The organism is Rothia sp. HMSC08A08, assembly GCF_001808385.1.
GTDB lineage: Bacteria > Actinomycetota > Actinomycetes > Actinomycetales > Micrococcaceae > Rothia > Rothia dentocariosa.
Map to the genome: position 1 here is coordinate 37,874 of NZ_KV793062.1, position 17,122 is coordinate 54,995.

A 17,122-nucleotide genomic window follows, 5' to 3' on the forward strand; every position below is an offset into this window, starting at 1 on the left:
TTCTCCTAATAGTTTCTTCGTAGGCCCGAATTACTGGGCGACCTGGTTGAATTCGTAGGTCTTGGGCTGCTGTGCCGCGTGCGGGTGCTCGGGACCAGCGTAGACCTTCAGCTTCTTGATCTGCTGTGCAGCTAGCTTGTTCTTAGGCAGCATGCCCTTCACAGCCTTCTCAACTGCACGAACAGGGTTGGTTTCAAGAAGCTCTGCATAATTGACGGACTTCAGACCGCCAGGGTAACCCGAGTGGCGGTATGCACGCTTCTGCTCAAGCTTTGCACCGGTCAGAGCGACCTTCTCGGCATTCACGATGATCACGAAATCGCCGGTGTCCACGTTCGGGGTAAAAGTCGGCTTGTGCTTACCGCGCAGCAGGATAGCGGTCTGGCTTGCGAGGCGACCGAGCACCACATCGGTGGCATCAATGATGTGCCACTGGCGCTCAACTTCGCCGGGCTTAGGAGTATAAGTGCGCAAAATATTGGCCTTTGTCTCGAAATGTACATTCGGCGCTTAGTTGGGTATCACGCCTATTACTACGTGCATGACGAATCCGGGTGAGGACCGAATGCTCGCCCGTTCTGACCCGTACTCTGCGGCACCTTGACGTCCTGCAACTAGACAGTGCCGAGAGCGTGCTCGGGCAGAACACGCACAACTAGCAAAACTATACAGCAATTTAGGTGCTTAATCCACACCAAAACCCTTAAATGGCGCGGATTCCCCGTTAAAAATGTTGCTCTGCCGCATCGCCCGAGTAGCTCGTGCCTGCAGACCGTACTCTTCAGGCGCTGGATAATCAATGTGTGCAAGAGCTAATCCATGCGGGGGTGCCATAATGAGTGAGGCATCCCGCTGCGGGTTTTCTAGGCGTTCCCGCAGCCATGCTTGGGTCCGTTTTCCGGTGCCGTAGAGAACTAGTGCCCCTATAAGCGAGCGCACCATATGGTGACAAAAAGCGTCTGCCTCAACTGTCGCTTCAATAACTCCGTCATCATGGCGTGTTAGGTATATACGGCGGAGTTCACGAATCGTCGTAGCTCCCTCACGCGGCTTACAGAACGAGAGAAAATCATGTAGCCCCGTAAGTTCATGAGCTGCCTTGTTAAGATCTTCAAGGTCTAGGCTTTCGGGAATGCACCAGGCATACGCGCGGCGCAGCGGATCGGGGCTACTCCCCTGTCCATCCAGGATGCGGTACGTATACCGCCTGCCGGTCGCTGAAAACCGCGCATCAAAGTCCTGCGGCACGGGCTGTACCTGGTGAAGCACAAGAGATCCTTGAAGAAGCCCGCGCATACGCTCAGGGATTCCTAGCGTATGTTCTGCCTGCGCCAGGGTTCGTTTCAGGGCACCAGAAACCTTACGCTTGAGCGACTCAGCTGGATCTGCCAGCCCGTCACGCCCGGTAAGTTTCTGCCAGGTTTCGGCGGCAATATCAAGGTGAATAGTTTGCGCCTGTGCATGTACTCCGGCATCGGTACGACCGGCGACCGTCACTCGGTGATGCGTGCGAAGCACCAGCTCCAGCGCATCCTCTAATACACCCTGCACAGTTACCAGATTAGGCTGCCTTGCCCACCCGCTAAACAACGTGCCGTCATAGGCGCAGTCGATACGTACCCGCTGCGTGCCCAGCACGTCCCCATCGCCAGATGATGACTGTGAGTCCAGGTTGATCTGTGATGCCTGAGGACCAGGTTCTTGTAACTGATCAGACACAGTAGCTTTCCCCCTTTCGCCCTTCAACAATACCTGGTGAATTGCCCAAGAATGTACGTCTGAAACACGCAAAATCCGTCGCCTATGAACCTAGGCGACGGATTTTGACGATACACTAACGCGCGTGTTAGCTGTGCTTACTCAGCAGAAACCTTCTGAGCTGCTGCACCACCGGCGGGTGCGTAACCTGCCGCCTCAGCCGACTCAGCGGAGGCAAACCAGATTTCGGCGATGGTGTTTGCATACCAGCGGGAGCCAGGCACGTGGTACTTCATCGAGTCAGCGTTACCCTTGACCTCGAAGCCTTCGGGAGCCTCACCAGATTCTAACGGAGCGTGTGCACCTGCGGGCAGACCCTCGGTACCTTCAGACTTAGCGGGCTTAGCTTCTTCCTTAGGTTCAGCCTTTTCAGCTTTTGTCTTCTTTGCTTCAGCCTTGGGAGCTTCGGCAGCCTTCTCAGTAACCTTGGTAGCTTCTGCAACAGCACCCTTAGTTTCTACAGGCTCCATTACGAGTTCGATAACGGCCATAGGTGCGTTATCGCCCTTACGGTTACCGATCTTGGTGATGCGAGTGTAGCCACCGGGACGCTCGGCCATTGCCGGTGCGATTACAGTAAAAAGCTCGTGTACTACGGACTTGTCGGTAATGGATCGCAGCACGCGACGGCGAGCCGCCAAATCGCCCTTCTTACCGAAGGTGATGAAACGTTCAGCCACCGGGCGCATACGCTTTGCCTTAGTCAAGGTGGTGGTGATGCGCTTGTGCTGGAAGAGCTGCGCCGACAGGTTATTGAGCATTAGGCGCTCATGGGTCGGGGAACCGCCGAGGCGGGGACCCTTAGTGGGAGTAGGCATAGTTATTTCTCCATGATTTACGTTCCACCGCCCCAACAACGGGACTTAGGAACCACGATTACTGATCCCGGAACAACCGGGTGAACTATTCGATCGAAATTTATTCGCCGGAACCGTCTTCGTCATCGTATGCACGAGCAACGGGTTCAAAGCCCGGAGGGGAATCCTTGAGAGCCAGACCAAGCTCATGCAGCTTATCCTTGACCTCATCAATGGATTTAGCACCGAAGTTACGAATATCCATCAGATCCGCCTCGCTACGAGTCACGAGCTCGCCCACGGTGTGGATGCCCTCGCGCTTGAGGCAGTTGTAGGATCGAACGGACATGTTAAGGTCCTCAATCGGCAGAGCCAAATCGGCAGCCATGGACTCGTCGGCAGGCGACGGACCAACCTCGATACCCTCGGCAGCAACGTTGAGCTCACGTGCAAGTCCGAAGAGCTCAACCAGGGTGCTGCCTGCGGATGCGACGGCATCGCGCGGTGCAATGGCTTCCTTGGTTTCGACGTCCAAAGTCAGGCTGTCGAAGTCGGTGCGCTGTTCAACACGGGTTGCGTTAACGCTGAAGGTAACCTTCAGAACCGGGGAGTAAATAGAATCAACCGGAATACGGCCGATCTCTGCATCACCGGTCTTGTTCTGAGCTGCAGACACATAACCGCGACCGCGCTCAATAATCAGTTCGGCATTGAAGTTTGCCTTCGCATTGAGGGTTGCGATGTGCAGTTCCGGGTTGTGAATCTCAACACCGGCAGGTACTTCAATGTCGGCTGCAGTAAGTTCACCCTCGCCCTGCTTACGCAGGTATGCAACTACGGGCTCGTCATTTTCCGAAGAAATCGAGAGCTTCTTGACGTTCAAGATAATCTCGGTGACATCTTCGGTAACTCCGGGAACAGTGCTGAACTCGTGCAAAACACCGTCGATACGAACGCTGGTAACAGCGGCGCCGGGAATGGAGGACAGCAGGGTGCGGCGGAGGGAGTTACCCATGGTGTAGCCGAAGCCCGGCTCAAGGGGCTCGATGGTGAAGCGCGAACGGTTCGGCGCTACGACCTCTTCAGTCAGAGTGGGGCGCTGTGCAATAAGCACTTTGTTTCCTTTCGGTGAGCTCCGCTATATGAGCCCACAAGTTTGGGAAAACAGATTTTAGGAAGCAGACGGGTGTCTGGACTCTTTGGTGTTATCTGTGAAGACGACAGCCGCAGAGGGATTAGGCATTCGCCTAATTAGACGCGGCGGCGCTTCGGCGGACGGCAACCGTTGTGAGCTACGGGGGTTACGTCCTGAATCGAACCAACCTCTAGGCCTGCTGCCTGCAGAGAGCGGATTGCGGTCTCACGGCCAGAACCGGGGCCCTTTACGAAAACATCAACCTTACGGACGCCGTGTTCCTTAGCACGGTTTGCGGCAGTCTCAGCAGCTAGCTGTGCGGCGTAGGGGGTGGACTTACGAGAGCCCTTGAAACCCATGTCGCCTGCAGAGGACCACGAGATTACTGCACCAGTGGGATCGGTAATGGAGACGATAGTGTTGTTGAAGGTCGACTTGATGTGAGCCTGACCAGCAACGATATTCTTGCTGACCTTGCGGCGGGTCTTGCGAGCAGCCGCGGCGCGAGTCTTGGGAGGCATTATTGATTCTCCTACAAAGGTTTTCTAATACGTTGGTCGATACTGATAGTTCGACAGAGCAACGTTGCTTACTTCTTCTTACCTGCGACGGTACGCTTTGGGCCCTTACGGGTACGTGCGTTGGTCTTGGTGCGCTGACCGTGAACCGGCAGGCCGCGACGGTGACGCAGACCCTGGTAGCTGCCGATTTCAACCTTGCGGCGAATATCGGCTGCAACCTCGCGGCGAAGATCACCTTCAACCTTGTAGTTGCCTTCGATGAAGTCACGAAGTGCCACGAGCTCCTGGTCGGTGAGATCCTTGACGCGGGTGTCAGGGTTCACGCCGGTAGCAGCGAGGGTTTCGTGAGCACGGGTCTTGCCCACGCCGTAAATGTAAGTGAGAGCAACTTCCACGCGCTTTTCGCGGGGAATATCAACTCCAGCGAGACGTGCCATACTGGCTTCTCCTTGTTGTTTTCCAGAGGTCTGTAGCATCACTGCCCGGGTATTTGCCCGGTCCCCGGCCTCTGAGTCCGGAGGTATCCACATCCTTTATCACTCGATAAAAAATGCGGAGCGGTGCCTATGACGATTCCGCCCGCAGGCGGTGTTACGCAGCTACCGTGGGCTTAGCCCTGGCGCTGTTTGTGGCGCGGGTTTTCGCAGATCACCATGACTACGCCATGACGGCGAATCACTTTGCACTTATCGCAGATCGGCTTAACGCTCGGCTTGACCTTCATCGCATTCCTTTTGATTGCAACTTGATAACTGGCGAGATAAGAGGTTCTTACTGGGCAACCAGAAGAACTATTTATCCCTATGAACACGACTTAAACGCCGCCGAAGCGACGTTTAATGATCGGGTTTTACTTATAACGGTAGACGATACGACCACGGGACAGGTCGTAGGGGCTCAGTTCCACTACCACGCGATCCTCAGGCAGGATTCGAATGTAGTGCTGACGCATCTTACCCGAGATGTGCGCGAGAACCTTGTGACCATTGTCTAGCTCAACACGGAACATCGCATTGGGCAAAGCCTCAACCACAGAGCCCTCGATCTCGATGACGCCGTCTTTCTTTGCCATATCCTCCGCTAACGTCGGTGCCCAGAGTTTACGCTCTGAACAGTTCTATCTTCTGATGCTGTATATCTTCACACACTGGTGAAGAGCGTTTTACACCTGCAAAAGGGCGCACTTAACGCTGGTACAAACAGCCAACTATCAACTATACGACATAGTTGCCTTTTAAACAACTGCAGAATAAGGACTATTATCCGGTATGAGGCGCCCCTACTCTTCTTCTTTGGCAGCGAGCTGGCCACATGCACCATCAATATCAGAACCGCGAGTATCGCGAATTGTCGTTGGGATACCGTGTGCCCGCAGACGCTCCACAAAATTCTGCTCCACGCCCTTACGCGATGCTGTCCATTTTGAGCCAGGAGTCGGATTCAACGGAATAGGGTTTACATGCACCCATCCGCGACCGCGCTGCGCGAGCTTTTTCCCCAGCAAATCGGCGCGCCATCCCTGGTCGTTAATATCGCGAATAAGCGCATATTCAATTGAGATGCGCCGCCCGGTCGTGCGGTAATAATCGTATGCGGCATCCAGAGTCTCATCAACCTTCCACCGCTGGTTGATGGGAATAAGCTCATCGCGCAGTTCATCATCCGGCGCGTGCAGCGATAGGGCAAGCGTAATCGGCAGTTTCTCCAGCTCAAACTTGCGGATACCGGGCACCAAACCCACGGTAGACATCGTAAGTCCGCGCGCGGAGATACCCAGTCCCTCGGGAGCGGGATCGATCAGACGGTGCACCGCGCCCATCGTTGATTTATAGTTTGCGAGCGCCTCGCCCATTCCCATAAATACAATATTGGAGACGCGTAGCGGGCGGGTATCTTCCGACCCTCCATCGGCCTTGTCAAGACCCTTCATCTGTTTCAGATATCGTGCCCCAGCAACTACTTGCTCCACGATTTCTGCGGTCGAGAGATTGCGGGTGAGCCCCTGCTGCCCGGTGGCACAAAAGGGGCAGTTCATACCGCATCCAGCCTGCGAGGAAATACACATGGTGACGCGGTTGTCATACCGCATAATGACCGATTCAATAAGCGCCCCATCGAAAAGACGATGTACGACTTTGAGGGTATCCCCGCCGTCAGCTTCTAGGGTTCGCACGGGAGTTAGCAGCTGCGGCATTGCACGGGATACTATCTCGTCACGATCCTGAGCAGGCAGGTCTGTCATCTGCGCCGGATCGTTAACCAGTCGTTCGAAATAGTGCTTTGAGAGCTGCGATGCACGGAAGGGCTGGTATCCCAGTTCCTTGAGGAATTCACGGCGCCCTGCCATATCAAAATCGGCAATATGCTTGGGCGGTTTTGTTCGCCGGGGTGCTTTGAGCGCAATTTTTCCCGGTTCAGGGCGCACGCTTGAAATCTCCACGGGTACTTTGGTGGAGCGCGACGTGGAATCGGTTGAAGCTGCGGCGCAGCCTGTCAGAGTTTCGCTCATATTTTTCCTTCGGGCGTTATAGATGCTCGATGATTGTCAAGGATGCACACCCCAAAATGGGCAGATGCTACTTAGGAATCGGTACGGGGATAATGCCGAAGCGTGCCAGTTCAGAGGCTCCCCCATCTTCTGCGGTTAGAACCCACAGGCCATCTCGATGCACGGCAACCGAGTGCTCCCATTGGCAGGCATCCGATCCATCGGTTGTAATGACTGTCCAGTCATCCTCAAGTACGGTGGTATCGGTATTCCCCGTTACAAGCATGGGTTCGATTGCAAATGCCATGCCAGGTTTAATTTTTGGGCCGAGATCACGGGCGGCGTAGTTCAGCACGTCGGGCGCCATATGCATGTGGGTACCGATGCCGTGGCCTACATAGTCTTCGATGATACCGTATGTATTCCCGGTTTCGCTGCGCACGAATTCTTCGATTGCAATCCCAACCTCGCCGATTTTCTTTGCGTGTGCCAGTGCTGCGATACCGTGCCAGAGGGCTTCCCGGGTTATATCGGATAGGTCTCGGCGGGCCTGTGAAGTATTTCCAACCAATACAGTTCGTGCAGAATCGCCGTGCCACTGCTTCTTAGTAGCCGGGTCAATAATATAGGCGCCTCCATCAATGGAGATAATATCGCCGTCTTGAAGGATACAGTCACCGGGTATGCCATGTACCACCTCATGATTCACAGAGGTGCAGATACTTGCAGGGTAGTCATAATAACCATAAAAGTTCGAGGTTCCGCCTTGTTCTTCTAGACTGCGCTCGAAAACTTTATTGAGCTCTGCGGTACTCACTCCGGGCTTTGCAGCCGCAACTGCCTCATCCAACGCACGGCTGGTTATAATGCCTGCGCGCGACATGTGGTGTAATTCGGTATTAGTTTTGACCTCTACACGTGCCATAGGGTTCCTTCTCGTTCTGAGTCCTAAGAGCATTGCCGTATCACCATTACTGCGGCAGTGCGTTCATGCAGCTGCGCCCCCGCACGATGACGGAGGCGCAGCTTATAATGTATATCCCTAAGATAGGGCTTTAAGAATACGTTCGGTCACGTCGGCAATCTCGCCTAAACCGTTAACCTCTTTGACGATACCGCGTTCACGATAAATCGCGATCAGCGGTGCGGTTTCTTCTTCATACACCTTCAAGCGATGGCGAATGACCTCTTCATTATCGTCGGTGCGCCCCTGCTCGGCAGCTCGGTTGAGCAGTCGGGCAACAAGCTCATCATTATCTGCAACGAGCAAAAGTACACGATCAATCTGCTGGTTTTTATCCGCAAGGATAGCATCAAGCTCGTGAACCTGAGCGATGTTGCGGGGGTATCCGTCGAGAAGGAAACCGTGTGCCGCATCGGCTTCGTCAAGGCGAGCACGCACCATATTGTTCGTAACAGAATCGGGCACGAGGTTGCCGGAGTCAATATACGACTTCGCTTCCTTACCGAGCTCGGTCTCTTCCTTAATGTTCTTCCGGAAAATATCGCCGGTCGAAATCGCGGGAATCTTCAGCTCCTCAGCAATCTTGACGGCCTGAGTGCCTTTACCGGCACCGGGAGGGCCTATGATCAGAAGACGGTTCATCGAAGCAATCCTTCATAGTTTCGTTGTTGAAGCTGGGCGCTGACCTGCTTGAGAGTATCAAGACCAACACCCACCACGATCAGCAGCGATGCACCGCCGAACGGGAAGTTCTGGTTTGCGTTGAAGAGAACCAACGCAACAAGCGGAATCATGGAAACCACAGCGAGGTAAAGCGAACCCGGCAGTGTAATGCGGGTTAGCACATAGCTGAGGTAACGTTCAGTGGGCTTACCCGCGCGAACACCCGGAATAAAGCCGCCATATTTCTTCATATTGTCTGCAACCTCGACCGGATCGAAAGTCACCGCAACATAGAAATACGTGAATCCAAGAATCAGCAGGAAGTACAGAGCGATGTACAGCGGATGATCGCCCCTCGTAAGGTAAGTATTTACCCAGTTCACCCATTCGGGGGGTGCTGCACCGCCCTGTGGTGTATTGAACTGCGCGATAATACCAGGCAAAGTCAGCAGTGAGGAGGCAAAGATGATGGGAATAACGCCCGCCATATTGACTTTGAGCGGAATATAGGTGCTGGTACCGCCAATAGTACGGCGACCAATCATGCGTTTAGCGTATTGCACGGGAACGCGGCGTACAGACTGCTCCACGTAGACCACAGCAAGCATCACGGCAAGGCCCACAAGGCACACGGACCAGAAGACGAACGGACCCTGCTGTTCCAGGATTGAGCCCAGAGCATTCGGGAATGAGGAAGCAATTGAGGTGAAGATAAGCAAAGACATGCCATTGCCCACGCCGCGCTCAGTAATTTGCTCTCCCATCCACATGATGACGCCGGTACCGGCACACAGAGTAATGATAATAACCAGGATGTGCAGCACATCGTCTTGCGGGATAATACCGGGGCAGTTCCCCAGAAGCACGCCAGAGCGTGCCATAGACACAATCGTGGTAGCGTTGAGAAGCGCAAGAGCGATAGTGAGATAACGGGTGTATTGAGTGAGTTTGGCCTGTCCCTGAGCCCCTTCATCGTGCAGCTCTTGGAAACGAGGAATGACCACGCGCAACAGCTGAATAATAATGCTTGCCGTAATGTAGGGCATCACACCCAGCGCGAAGATAGAAAGCTGTAGGAGTGCACCACCGCTGAACAGGTTGATGATGTCGTAGGCGCCACCGTGAGTTTGGTTGGCGTTAAGACACTGCTGAACCGTGCCGTAGGAAATACCAGGGGCGGGAATGAAGGTGCCCATACGGTACAGCACAATCATGCCTAGGGTAAACAGCAGCTTACGTCGCAGGTCGGCGGTCTTAATGACTCGCCCGAACGCGCTAAGCACATGTCCTCCTGAAGATCTTGGGGTATGTATTCGCTAACACAGATGTTAGGAACACGCTAAACACATACCTTCCAGTCTAGCCTGTTCACCGGTGTTGTCGATAACCACGGCGCGAGATATGTGTATTTTGTATTCTGTGAGCGTTATTTAAGATGAATTTTCTAGAATTTCTGAGACGTTAAATACATCATAAAAGCTTTAATGCAGACTCTTGCTGCTCAAAGAAGATGGCCCCCGCCTCATGTGCGGGAGCCATCTAGTGAGTCTGAAGACTACTTAACGGTTACAGAACCGCCTGCCGCCTCAATCTTAGAGATTGCGGATGCAGAAGCCTTATCAACCACAACGTTCACCTTGACGGTGATGTCGCCGTCGCCCAGAACCTTCACAAGCTCGTTCTTACGAACGGCGCCCTTAGCGACTAGGGCCTCGACGGTGACCTCGCCACCTTCGGGGAACAGTTCCTGAATGCGCTTCAGGTTAACAACCTGGTACTCGGTACGGAACGGGTTCTTGAATCCGCGCAGCTTCGGCAGGCGCATGTGCAACGGAAGCTGACCGCCCTCGAAGCCGGGACGAACCTGGTAACGAGCCTTGGTACCTTTGGTACCGCGACCTGCGGTCTTACCCTTGGAGCCTTCACCGCGGCCTACGCGGGTCTTTGCCTTGTGGGCACCCGGTGCCGGGCGCAGATCGTGAATCTTGATAGCGTCTGCCATCTTACTTGACCTCCTCAACCTTCACCAGGTGAGCAACGGTGTTAACCATGCCAACGGTGACGGGGTCGGCAGTGCGCACTACCTTGTTGCCCGGGCGCTTAAGGCCGAGGGAACGTAGGGTGTCGCGCATGTTCTGCTTCTGACCAACATAGGATTTAACCTGGGTAATTTCCAGCTTTGCGTCGCTGGGCTGAATACGCTTAGCCATTACGCACCTGCCTTATCGGACTTGGTGTTGCGCAGGTAGCTGGGGATAACCTCATCGTTGGGCAGACCACGACGGGCTGCAACTGCCAGAGGCTCTTCCAGTTGCTTGAGTGCTGCAACGGTTGCGTGAACAATGTTGATCTGGTTCGAGGAACCGAGAGACTTCGACAGCACATCATGGATACCTGCTGCTTCGAGCACTGCACGCACGGGGCCACCAGCGATCACACCGGTACCAGCGGTTGCCGGGCGGAGCATCACAACGCCTGCTGCTTCCTCACCCTGTACGCGGTGGGGAATGGTGCGGTTCTCGATGCGGGGTACACGGAAGAAGTTCTTCTTAGCTTCCTCAACACCTTTGGCAATAGCTGCTGGAACTTCCTTAGCCTTGCCATAGCCAACGCCGACCATACCATTGCCGTCACCAACAACGACCAGAGCGGTGAAGCTGAAGCGACGACCGCCCTTGACGACCTTGGACACGCGGTTGATGGTTACCACGCGCTCGATGTACTTGTCTTTTTCCTCCTCGCGTGCGCGGTTCTTACGATCACCGCGACCGCGACGCTCGCCGCGGTTGTTGCGGCGCTCTTCGCGCTGCTTGGAAGTCTCAGCGGTTTCAGCTGCTACTGCTTCGCTCACCTGAGTTTCCTTTACGTTCTGTTCGCTCATTAGAGTGCCAGACCTCCTTCACGTGCGCCATCAGCAACTGCTGCAACACGACCGTGGTATTTGTTGCCGCCGCGGTCAAACACGACAGTTTCAATACCGGCTGCCTTAGCGCGCTCTGCTACAAGCTCACCAACGCGCTTTGCTTTAGCGGTCTTGTCCAGATCGGTTGCGGCACGAAGCTCTGCTTCCATAGTGGAGGCGGATGCCAGGGTTACGCCCTTGACATCGTCGATAACCTGAACGAACATGTGACGGCTCGAACGGGTGACGCACAGGCGCGGACGCGCAGCGGTACCCGAAACATACTTGCGGATGCGAGCGTGACGGCGTGCACGCTGCGATGCCTTCGACTTGATAGCCATGTTTACTTACCAGCCTTTCCGACCTTGCGGCGGATGTGCTCACCTGCGTAGCGAACACCCTTGCCCTTATAGGGATCGGGCTTACGCAGACCACGAATGTTTGCTGCAACCTGACCGACGAGCTGCTTATCGATACCCGAAATGGTCAGCTTGTTAGCGCCTTCCACGGCGAAGGAAACACCTTCGGGTGCAGAAACGCTAATCGGGTGGGAGTAACCTAGAGCGAATTCCAGGTCGTTACCCTTCGCGGTCACACGGTAACCGGTACCAACAATTTCCAGCTTCTTCTCATAGCCGTTGGTCACACCGATAATCATGTTCTGAATCAGGGTACGAGTCAGACCATGCAGCGAGCGAGAAACACGCTCGTCGTTCGGGCGCGATACCGCGATTTCATTGTCGTTTAGAGCAACAGTAATGGGGGAAGCCACCTGGTGGCTCAGCTCACCCTTGGAACCTTTAACGGTCACCAGGTTGCCATCGACCTTTACCTCAACGCCGGCTGGAACCGAGATGGGGAGACGTCCAATACGTGACATTCTTCTCTTCCTTTCTCTTCTAACCGACTACCAGATGTAGGCGAGAACTTCGCCGCCCACACCCTTCTTCGCAGCCTGCTTATCAGTGAGCAGGCCCGAGGAGGTGGACAGAATAGCGGTACCGAGACCACCCAGAACCCGAGGCAGGTTCGTGGACTTTGCGTAGGTACGCAGGCCCGGCTTGGAAATACGACGCACGCCAGCGATGGAACGCTCGCGGGACGGACCGTACTTAAGAACGAGGGTCAGGGTCTTGCCAACCTTTGCTTCCTCTTCCTTAACATCGGCAATGTAGCCCTCAGCCTTCAGGATCTCGGCGATGCGAGCCTTGAGCTTCGAGTAGGGCATAGATACGGTGTCGTGGTATGCGGAGTTTGCGTTGCGCAAACGGGTCAGCATATCTGCGACCGGATCAGTCATAGTCATTTTGGGCTGTAGCCCTTCCTCGTTGTGGTTTCCCTAATCTGCGGTAACAGACTCTGGACCTGCAACGTAGTCGTTAGTTGGTCTTGAACGGGAAGCCCAGTGCCTTCAGCATGGCACGGCCTTCATCGTCGGTCTCGGCGCTGGTCACCACGGTGATGTCCATACCACGCACGCGGTCAATCGAATCCTGATCGATTTCGTGGAACATGGACTGCTCGGTGAGGCCGAAGGTGTAGTTGCCGTTACCGTCGAACTGGCGATCGGAAAGACCGCGGAAATCGCGGATACGGGGCAGGGCCAGGGTAACCAGGCGGTCCAGGAACTCCCACATGCGGTCGCCACGCAGGGTAACGTGTGCGCCGATTGGCATGCCTTCACGCAGTTTGAACTGTGCGATGGATTTCTTGGCACGGGTTACAACCGGCTTCTGACCGGTAATAGCGGTGAGATCGCGGATAGCGCCGTCCATGAGCTTTGCATCGCGAGCTGCCTCGCCAACACCCATGTTTACAACGACCTTAACGAACTTCGGGGTCTGCATGACGTTCTGGTATTTGAACTCTTCCTGCAGCGCGGGGACGACAACCTCAGCGTACTTGGTCTTAAAGCGGGGGGTAATCTTGGTCTCGCTCATTAGATATCCTTCCCCGAACGCTTAGCAACGCGCACGCGAACGGTACGCTGCTTGCCATTACGCTCTACAGTCTCTTCGCGGAAACCAACACGGGTCGGCTTCTCGGTCTCAGGATCAACGATTGCCACGTTCGAAACGTGAATCGGTGCCTCCACCTTCTGAATACCGCCTGCTGCGCCGGTTACGGGGTTTGCCTTGGTGTGCTTGGTGACGACCTTAACGCCCTCAACAATCACGCGGTTTTCCCTGGGGATAACCTTCAGAACTTTACCCTGCTTACCCTTGTCTGCACCGGAAATAACCTGAACCAGGTCGCCGGACTTGATCTTAGCCATGAGTTAGAGCACCTCCGGAGCCAGCGAAACAATCTTCATGAACTTCTTATCGCGAAGTTCACGACCAACGGGACCAAAGATACGGGTACCACGGGGATCACCATCAGTGTTCTTCAGAATAACTGCTGAGTTCTCGTCGAACTTGATGTAGGATCCGTCTGCGCGACGGGTTGCCTTCTTGGTACGGACGACGACTGCTTTCACAACGTCACCCTTTTTAACAGTGCCGCCAGGAATTGCATCCTTGACGGTTGCGACGATAATATCGCCGATGCCTGCGTAGCGACGCGAGGAACCACCAAGCACACGGATGGTCAGGATTTCCTTCGCACCAGTGTTATCGGCGACCTTCAGTCGCGACTCCTGCTGAATCATATTTCTCCTGTCGTCTCGCCGGTTCCGACTCGCCTTCAGGCGCGAGCCAGCCTTGCGGAACATTTTTACGGGATTGATTGACGCCCCGGGCCCACAGCATCATAAAAATGTGCGGGTTAGCGGAAACGCCTGGGGTAACCCATGCCAGGAGCATTTGGACCCGCGTAAGCGGGCGTATCCACCCGTTATAGCGGCATTATGCACTGGCACGAGAAACCCGTGGTTATGAGACTATATCTGGGTATAGCCACACAGTCTTAAAACTTTACCGGAATTTTCCTGATATTTCAAAGGATTTATCGTGAGGCATAGCGCATCATACCGGGCTTCAATGCACACATTCTCAGATTATTAGAAAAAACAGTGCGGGGGCATCCGCTGCATGGCACCATCTTGCGGGTTACCGCAACCGTCGCAGCGAGAGTATCACTGTCAGACCCTTCAGGTTCCCCTTAGGTAAGTTCCTACCAGCACCATAACGCAACATAATCTATAAAACACCCGCAGCTCTGTACTTCCTGAATGAAACTGGCTCATGACGCTTAAGACTCGTGTACCTGCATATTAGACACATTACGGATATAAAGGTAGATAACTTCATGAATTAACAAGATTTTTTCTCTTTTACTCGCGAACATGATGCAAAATCTAACAGTTTGCATCATAATGGTTAAGACGCTTGCGTCATTTTACAGGTTCGGCTCTTATCAGACAGATTTCTTGGGTCCCATATTCCTTGCTAGTCCGTCTGCAGGAGCCGAACCGCTTTTAACTGTCAAATAACGCCGCCACCGTCGAAGGTCGCGGCGTTATTCTCTACTATTTAGGCAAAATAGCAGCGGTACTCACTCAAGATCATGGTTTTCTCATGCCCACATTCACTTAAGCAATGAATCCATCTCAAGTACTCCAAATAACAGTAACAAGACGGCGCCCACCCCACGACCATGGGGTAAGCACCGCCTCAGTAACCACGTATTCGCTTGTGTCGCCTCTTATTTATTTGACGGCGAATCGGTGGATGAAAGCTGCCATCGCAGCACGCTGGATAGGCTCGTTCGGACGGAAAGTGCCGTCACCCCAGCCAGTCGTGATGTGCTGGTCTTTAAACCAGGAAATCTCGCGGTAGAACGGATTATTGCGATCGACATCCTTGAACTGAGGAGTCTGCGGTGCCTCATAGTTTGTCACCTTCGCATAACGGAAGAAGAAAGCCGCCATCGCTCCACGATTTACCGATGCATTGGGACGGTAGGATCCATCCTCATATCCGGTTGTAATGCCCTGTTGAGACATCCACACAATCTCTTTATAGAAAGGATGTGACGAATCGACATCTTTAAAAGGTGAGGTCTCAGGAAGTGCTACCTCAGGAGAGCCCGCCATGCGGTAAAAATATGCTGCCATAGCCCCACGATCTACCGGCTGCTGGGGGTGATAGGTACCATCAGCCCACCCAAAAGAAAGCCGCTGATGCGCCAACCACTGAATATCGGCGTAAAAGGGATACCCTTCAGGAACATCCGAGAAAACGGGGGTATCACCATTAGAGGTTTGTGAGGGAGCAGTGCTGGTGCCCCTAGGATATACAACGCCTGCTGTTGAAGTCGTGGCGACAACCTGCTGAGTCTGCACGGGATCACACTGAGGGATGTTTGGAACAGGAGTAAACGTCGGAGTAATCTTGACAAGGGAATTTACCACGATCGGAGTATCTGCCCCGTTCTCACCCTTGGGTTCAGTGCTTGCCGCCTCTTTAAATTTACCCGTGGTGGGATCCAGCGTGTACCCGGTCGTCACGTTATCGGCAAACTTGTCTCTGACAACCGCGTAGACTTCGCCTTCGGGGGTTACGAGAACGTCGTTAGCTCCACCTTCTGCACCCGTGCTCACTTCATGCGTGATGGAACCAGTACGGCCGTCAATAACTCCAATCTTTCCGGTGGCAAAATCGGTAGCGTAAACCACGTCATGCTCTTCGTCGGCAGTAACCGCAAGCGTCTGCTTCCCGAAGTTAATGCTCTTCTTATATTCGCCCGTCTTCAAATCGTAAACCGTGACACCGGAGTTTCCCTTAGAAACTTTCGTCTCACGGTCCATATCCCCCTGGGACGACACATAGATTTCACCCAGAGACTTATCAATCGTTACGTCGGAGGGACGCAGCTGCGCGTCCGCCACTTCTTTATGCAGCTCGATAGTCTGCTCTACGGCGAGAGTTTCGGTATTAATAACCTTCAACGTTCCCGAATTCAGCGAAGGTACGTAGAGGCGACCGCCTTCGGAATCCAGCTCCATATTCATACCCGTATCAGCAGAGCCATCGGACCTAGTAAAGTTAATCTTCTGAATAACCTGGTGGCTCTTCAGGTCAAACACAGTAACGCCGCCAGAACCAGATACGAATGCTTTCCCTGACTTCGCATCAACCTTAACCTCACGAGGACGCGATACAGCCCCGTTTTCCGGATTCTGCGCATCGTAGCTGGTCCACAGTTCCTTCTTGGTGTACAGATCGTACACGGTTACCGAGTTGGTACGAGTCTGGGTTACCCAGATGGTGCCGTGTGCATCATCAATCGCAATACCGTCAGGAGAAGCAAGCTGCTTACTTGTCGCTTCGGTCTGCCCGCTGGGTACAAAATCTACGGTTCCCGGCAGCATAACTTCATCGAGGGTTGGGATTTCGCCGTAGGTTGTCCACACCCCAACGCCGCCGGTGTAAACGGGCGGACGTCCATTTGAGAATGTTGTATAAAGGTTCCGGGTGTAGTTGGAATATGCCAGCTGATATTCGCCCGGAAGCCCCTGGTATCGATCAGCGGTGATCGCAATATTACGGCAACCAGAACTGGTGTCGTGGGGAGCGGGCTGTTGCTCATTAGCAAACGATGCAGGTATCGCGCTTAACGATGCCACCACAAGCGATACGGTTCCAGCAGATGCTAGTGCTCTCTGCGTGGGTCGAGATACGCCGTGATTAGATGAAGGAGTCATGTCTGTGTTCCTCAGTATGCAGTGTGTCGGAGGGCATAACGCCCTAGAGGCTCACTAATCAGCGAAACCACGTCAAATATAGGTTTTACTTAGTAAGCGTACCTTAGATAGTAAGCAATACTAGAGCGGATTTTCAACCATATTCAAAAAGTAAAGTTTTCATAAAGTACTGTGAACATATTTCGTTTCATCATCTGTACATCTTTCATATAAGAGACGTATAGAACATAGAGGTAGGGCCTCTCCC

Annotated in this window: 22 protein-coding genes; all 22 read right to left on the reverse strand. The window is 53.9% G+C overall.

All coding sequences use genetic code 11. From position 1 onward, the window contains the following. Nucleotides 1-30: 30 nt before the first annotated feature. A complete protein-coding gene (gene rplM / locus HMPREF3164_RS03850) occupies nt 31-474 on the reverse strand; it encodes a 50S ribosomal protein L13 (protein WP_004005251.1) in 444 nt (147 codons plus the stop codon). A gap of 210 nt (nt 475-684) precedes the next feature. Beyond that, entirely contained in the window at nt 685-1,635 is a 951-nt protein-coding gene (gene truA, locus HMPREF3164_RS03855; RefSeq protein WP_210398367.1) for a tRNA pseudouridine(38-40) synthase TruA, read from the reverse strand. A 221-nt stretch (nt 1,636-1,856) separates the two neighbouring features. Then, nucleotides 1,857-2,576, reverse strand: coding sequence for a 50S ribosomal protein L17, sunset domain variant (gene rplQ, locus HMPREF3164_RS03860; protein WP_070449028.1), 720 nt, complete (start codon nt 2,574-2,576; stop codon nt 1,857-1,859). Between the two features lie 100 nt (nt 2,577-2,676). Further along, entirely contained in the window at nt 2,677-3,669 is a 993-nt protein-coding gene (locus tag HMPREF3164_RS03865) for a DNA-directed RNA polymerase subunit alpha (RefSeq protein WP_070449030.1), read from the reverse strand. Between the two features lie 137 nt (nt 3,670-3,806). Beyond that, nucleotides 3,807-4,211 (reverse strand): 30S ribosomal protein S11, encoded by a 405-nt coding sequence (rpsK, locus tag HMPREF3164_RS03870; RefSeq protein ID WP_004005255.1) that lies wholly within the window; start codon nt 4,209-4,211, stop codon nt 3,807-3,809. Between the two features lie 68 nt (nt 4,212-4,279). Further along, on the reverse strand, nt 4,280-4,648 hold the full coding sequence (gene rpsM, locus HMPREF3164_RS03875) for a 30S ribosomal protein S13 (protein ID WP_005505026.1): 369 nt from the start codon (nt 4,646-4,648) through the stop codon (nt 4,280-4,282). 173 nt (nt 4,649-4,821) lie between these two features. Beyond that, the gene (gene rpmJ / locus HMPREF3164_RS03880; protein WP_004005257.1) at nt 4,822-4,935 is read right to left on the reverse strand and encodes a 50S ribosomal protein L36; all 114 of its coding nucleotides are present in this window, start codon (nt 4,933-4,935) and stop codon (nt 4,822-4,824) included. 126 nt (nt 4,936-5,061) lie between these two features. Continuing rightward, nucleotides 5,062-5,283 (reverse strand): translation initiation factor IF-1, encoded by a 222-nt coding sequence (gene infA, locus HMPREF3164_RS03885; RefSeq protein WP_005505018.1) that lies wholly within the window; start codon nt 5,281-5,283, stop codon nt 5,062-5,064. Between the two features lie 207 nt (nt 5,284-5,490). Then, a complete protein-coding gene (gene rlmN, locus HMPREF3164_RS03890; protein WP_004005259.1) occupies nt 5,491-6,720 on the reverse strand; it encodes a 23S rRNA (adenine(2503)-C(2))-methyltransferase RlmN in 1,230 nt (409 codons plus the stop codon). 67 nt (nt 6,721-6,787) lie between these two features. Further along, entirely contained in the window at nt 6,788-7,624 is an 837-nt protein-coding gene (gene map / locus HMPREF3164_RS03895; RefSeq protein ID WP_070449032.1) for a type I methionyl aminopeptidase, read from the reverse strand. Between the two features lie 117 nt (nt 7,625-7,741). Beyond that, nucleotides 7,742-8,305 (reverse strand): adenylate kinase, encoded by a 564-nt coding sequence (locus HMPREF3164_RS03900; protein ID WP_048779670.1) that lies wholly within the window; start codon nt 8,303-8,305, stop codon nt 7,742-7,744. Further along, nucleotides 8,302-9,609 (reverse strand): preprotein translocase subunit SecY, encoded by a 1,308-nt coding sequence (secY, locus tag HMPREF3164_RS03905; RefSeq protein WP_013397608.1) that lies wholly within the window; start codon nt 9,607-9,609, stop codon nt 8,302-8,304. Before secY ends, HMPREF3164_RS03900 begins: the two co-directional genes overlap by 4 nt. Before the next feature lie 272 nt (nt 9,610-9,881). Beyond that, nucleotides 9,882-10,328 carry a 50S ribosomal protein L15 gene (rplO, locus tag HMPREF3164_RS03910; protein ID WP_013397609.1) on the reverse strand — a complete coding sequence of 149 codons (447 nt, stop codon included), beginning with the start codon at nt 10,326-10,328 and terminating at the stop codon, nt 9,882-9,884. 1 nt (nt 10,329) lies between these two features. Further along, nucleotides 10,330-10,536 carry a 50S ribosomal protein L30 gene (gene rpmD, locus HMPREF3164_RS03915; RefSeq protein WP_004005265.1) on the reverse strand — a complete coding sequence of 69 codons (207 nt, stop codon included), beginning with the start codon at nt 10,534-10,536 and terminating at the stop codon, nt 10,330-10,332. Continuing rightward, the gene (gene rpsE / locus HMPREF3164_RS03920) at nt 10,536-11,177 is read right to left on the reverse strand and encodes a 30S ribosomal protein S5 (RefSeq protein ID WP_172461391.1); all 642 of its coding nucleotides are present in this window, start codon (nt 11,175-11,177) and stop codon (nt 10,536-10,538) included. The genes rpmD and rpsE overlap by 1 nt, the downstream gene beginning before the upstream one ends. A gap of 29 nt (nt 11,178-11,206) precedes the next feature. Continuing rightward, nucleotides 11,207-11,569, reverse strand: coding sequence for a 50S ribosomal protein L18 (gene rplR, locus HMPREF3164_RS03925; RefSeq protein WP_004005271.1), 363 nt, complete (start codon nt 11,567-11,569; stop codon nt 11,207-11,209). Nucleotides 11,570-11,571: 2 nt separating this feature from the next. Further along, nucleotides 11,572-12,108, reverse strand: coding sequence for a 50S ribosomal protein L6 (gene rplF / locus HMPREF3164_RS03930; protein ID WP_004005272.1), 537 nt, complete (start codon nt 12,106-12,108; stop codon nt 11,572-11,574). Nucleotides 12,109-12,135: 27 nt separating this feature from the next. After that, the gene (gene rpsH / locus HMPREF3164_RS03935) at nt 12,136-12,534 is read right to left on the reverse strand and encodes a 30S ribosomal protein S8 (RefSeq protein ID WP_004005273.1); all 399 of its coding nucleotides are present in this window, start codon (nt 12,532-12,534) and stop codon (nt 12,136-12,138) included. Between the two features lie 73 nt (nt 12,535-12,607). Then, the gene (gene rplE / locus HMPREF3164_RS03940; RefSeq protein ID WP_070449034.1) at nt 12,608-13,168 is read right to left on the reverse strand and encodes a 50S ribosomal protein L5; all 561 of its coding nucleotides are present in this window, start codon (nt 13,166-13,168) and stop codon (nt 12,608-12,610) included. Further along, nucleotides 13,168-13,503, reverse strand: a complete 336-nt coding sequence (gene rplX, locus HMPREF3164_RS03945; RefSeq protein ID WP_048754762.1) for a 50S ribosomal protein L24 — start codon at nt 13,501-13,503, stop codon at nt 13,168-13,170. Before rplX ends, rplE begins: the two co-directional genes overlap by 1 nt. 3 nt (nt 13,504-13,506) lie before the next feature. Then, the gene (gene rplN / locus HMPREF3164_RS03950) at nt 13,507-13,878 is read right to left on the reverse strand and encodes a 50S ribosomal protein L14 (RefSeq protein WP_004005276.1); all 372 of its coding nucleotides are present in this window, start codon (nt 13,876-13,878) and stop codon (nt 13,507-13,509) included. 999 nt (nt 13,879-14,877) lie between these two features. Continuing rightward, complete coding sequence (locus tag HMPREF3164_RS03955) at nt 14,878-16,875, reverse strand: S-layer homology domain-containing protein (RefSeq protein WP_070449036.1); 1,998 nt, start codon at nt 16,873-16,875, stop codon at nt 14,878-14,880. Nucleotides 16,876-17,122: the final 247 nt, after the last annotated feature.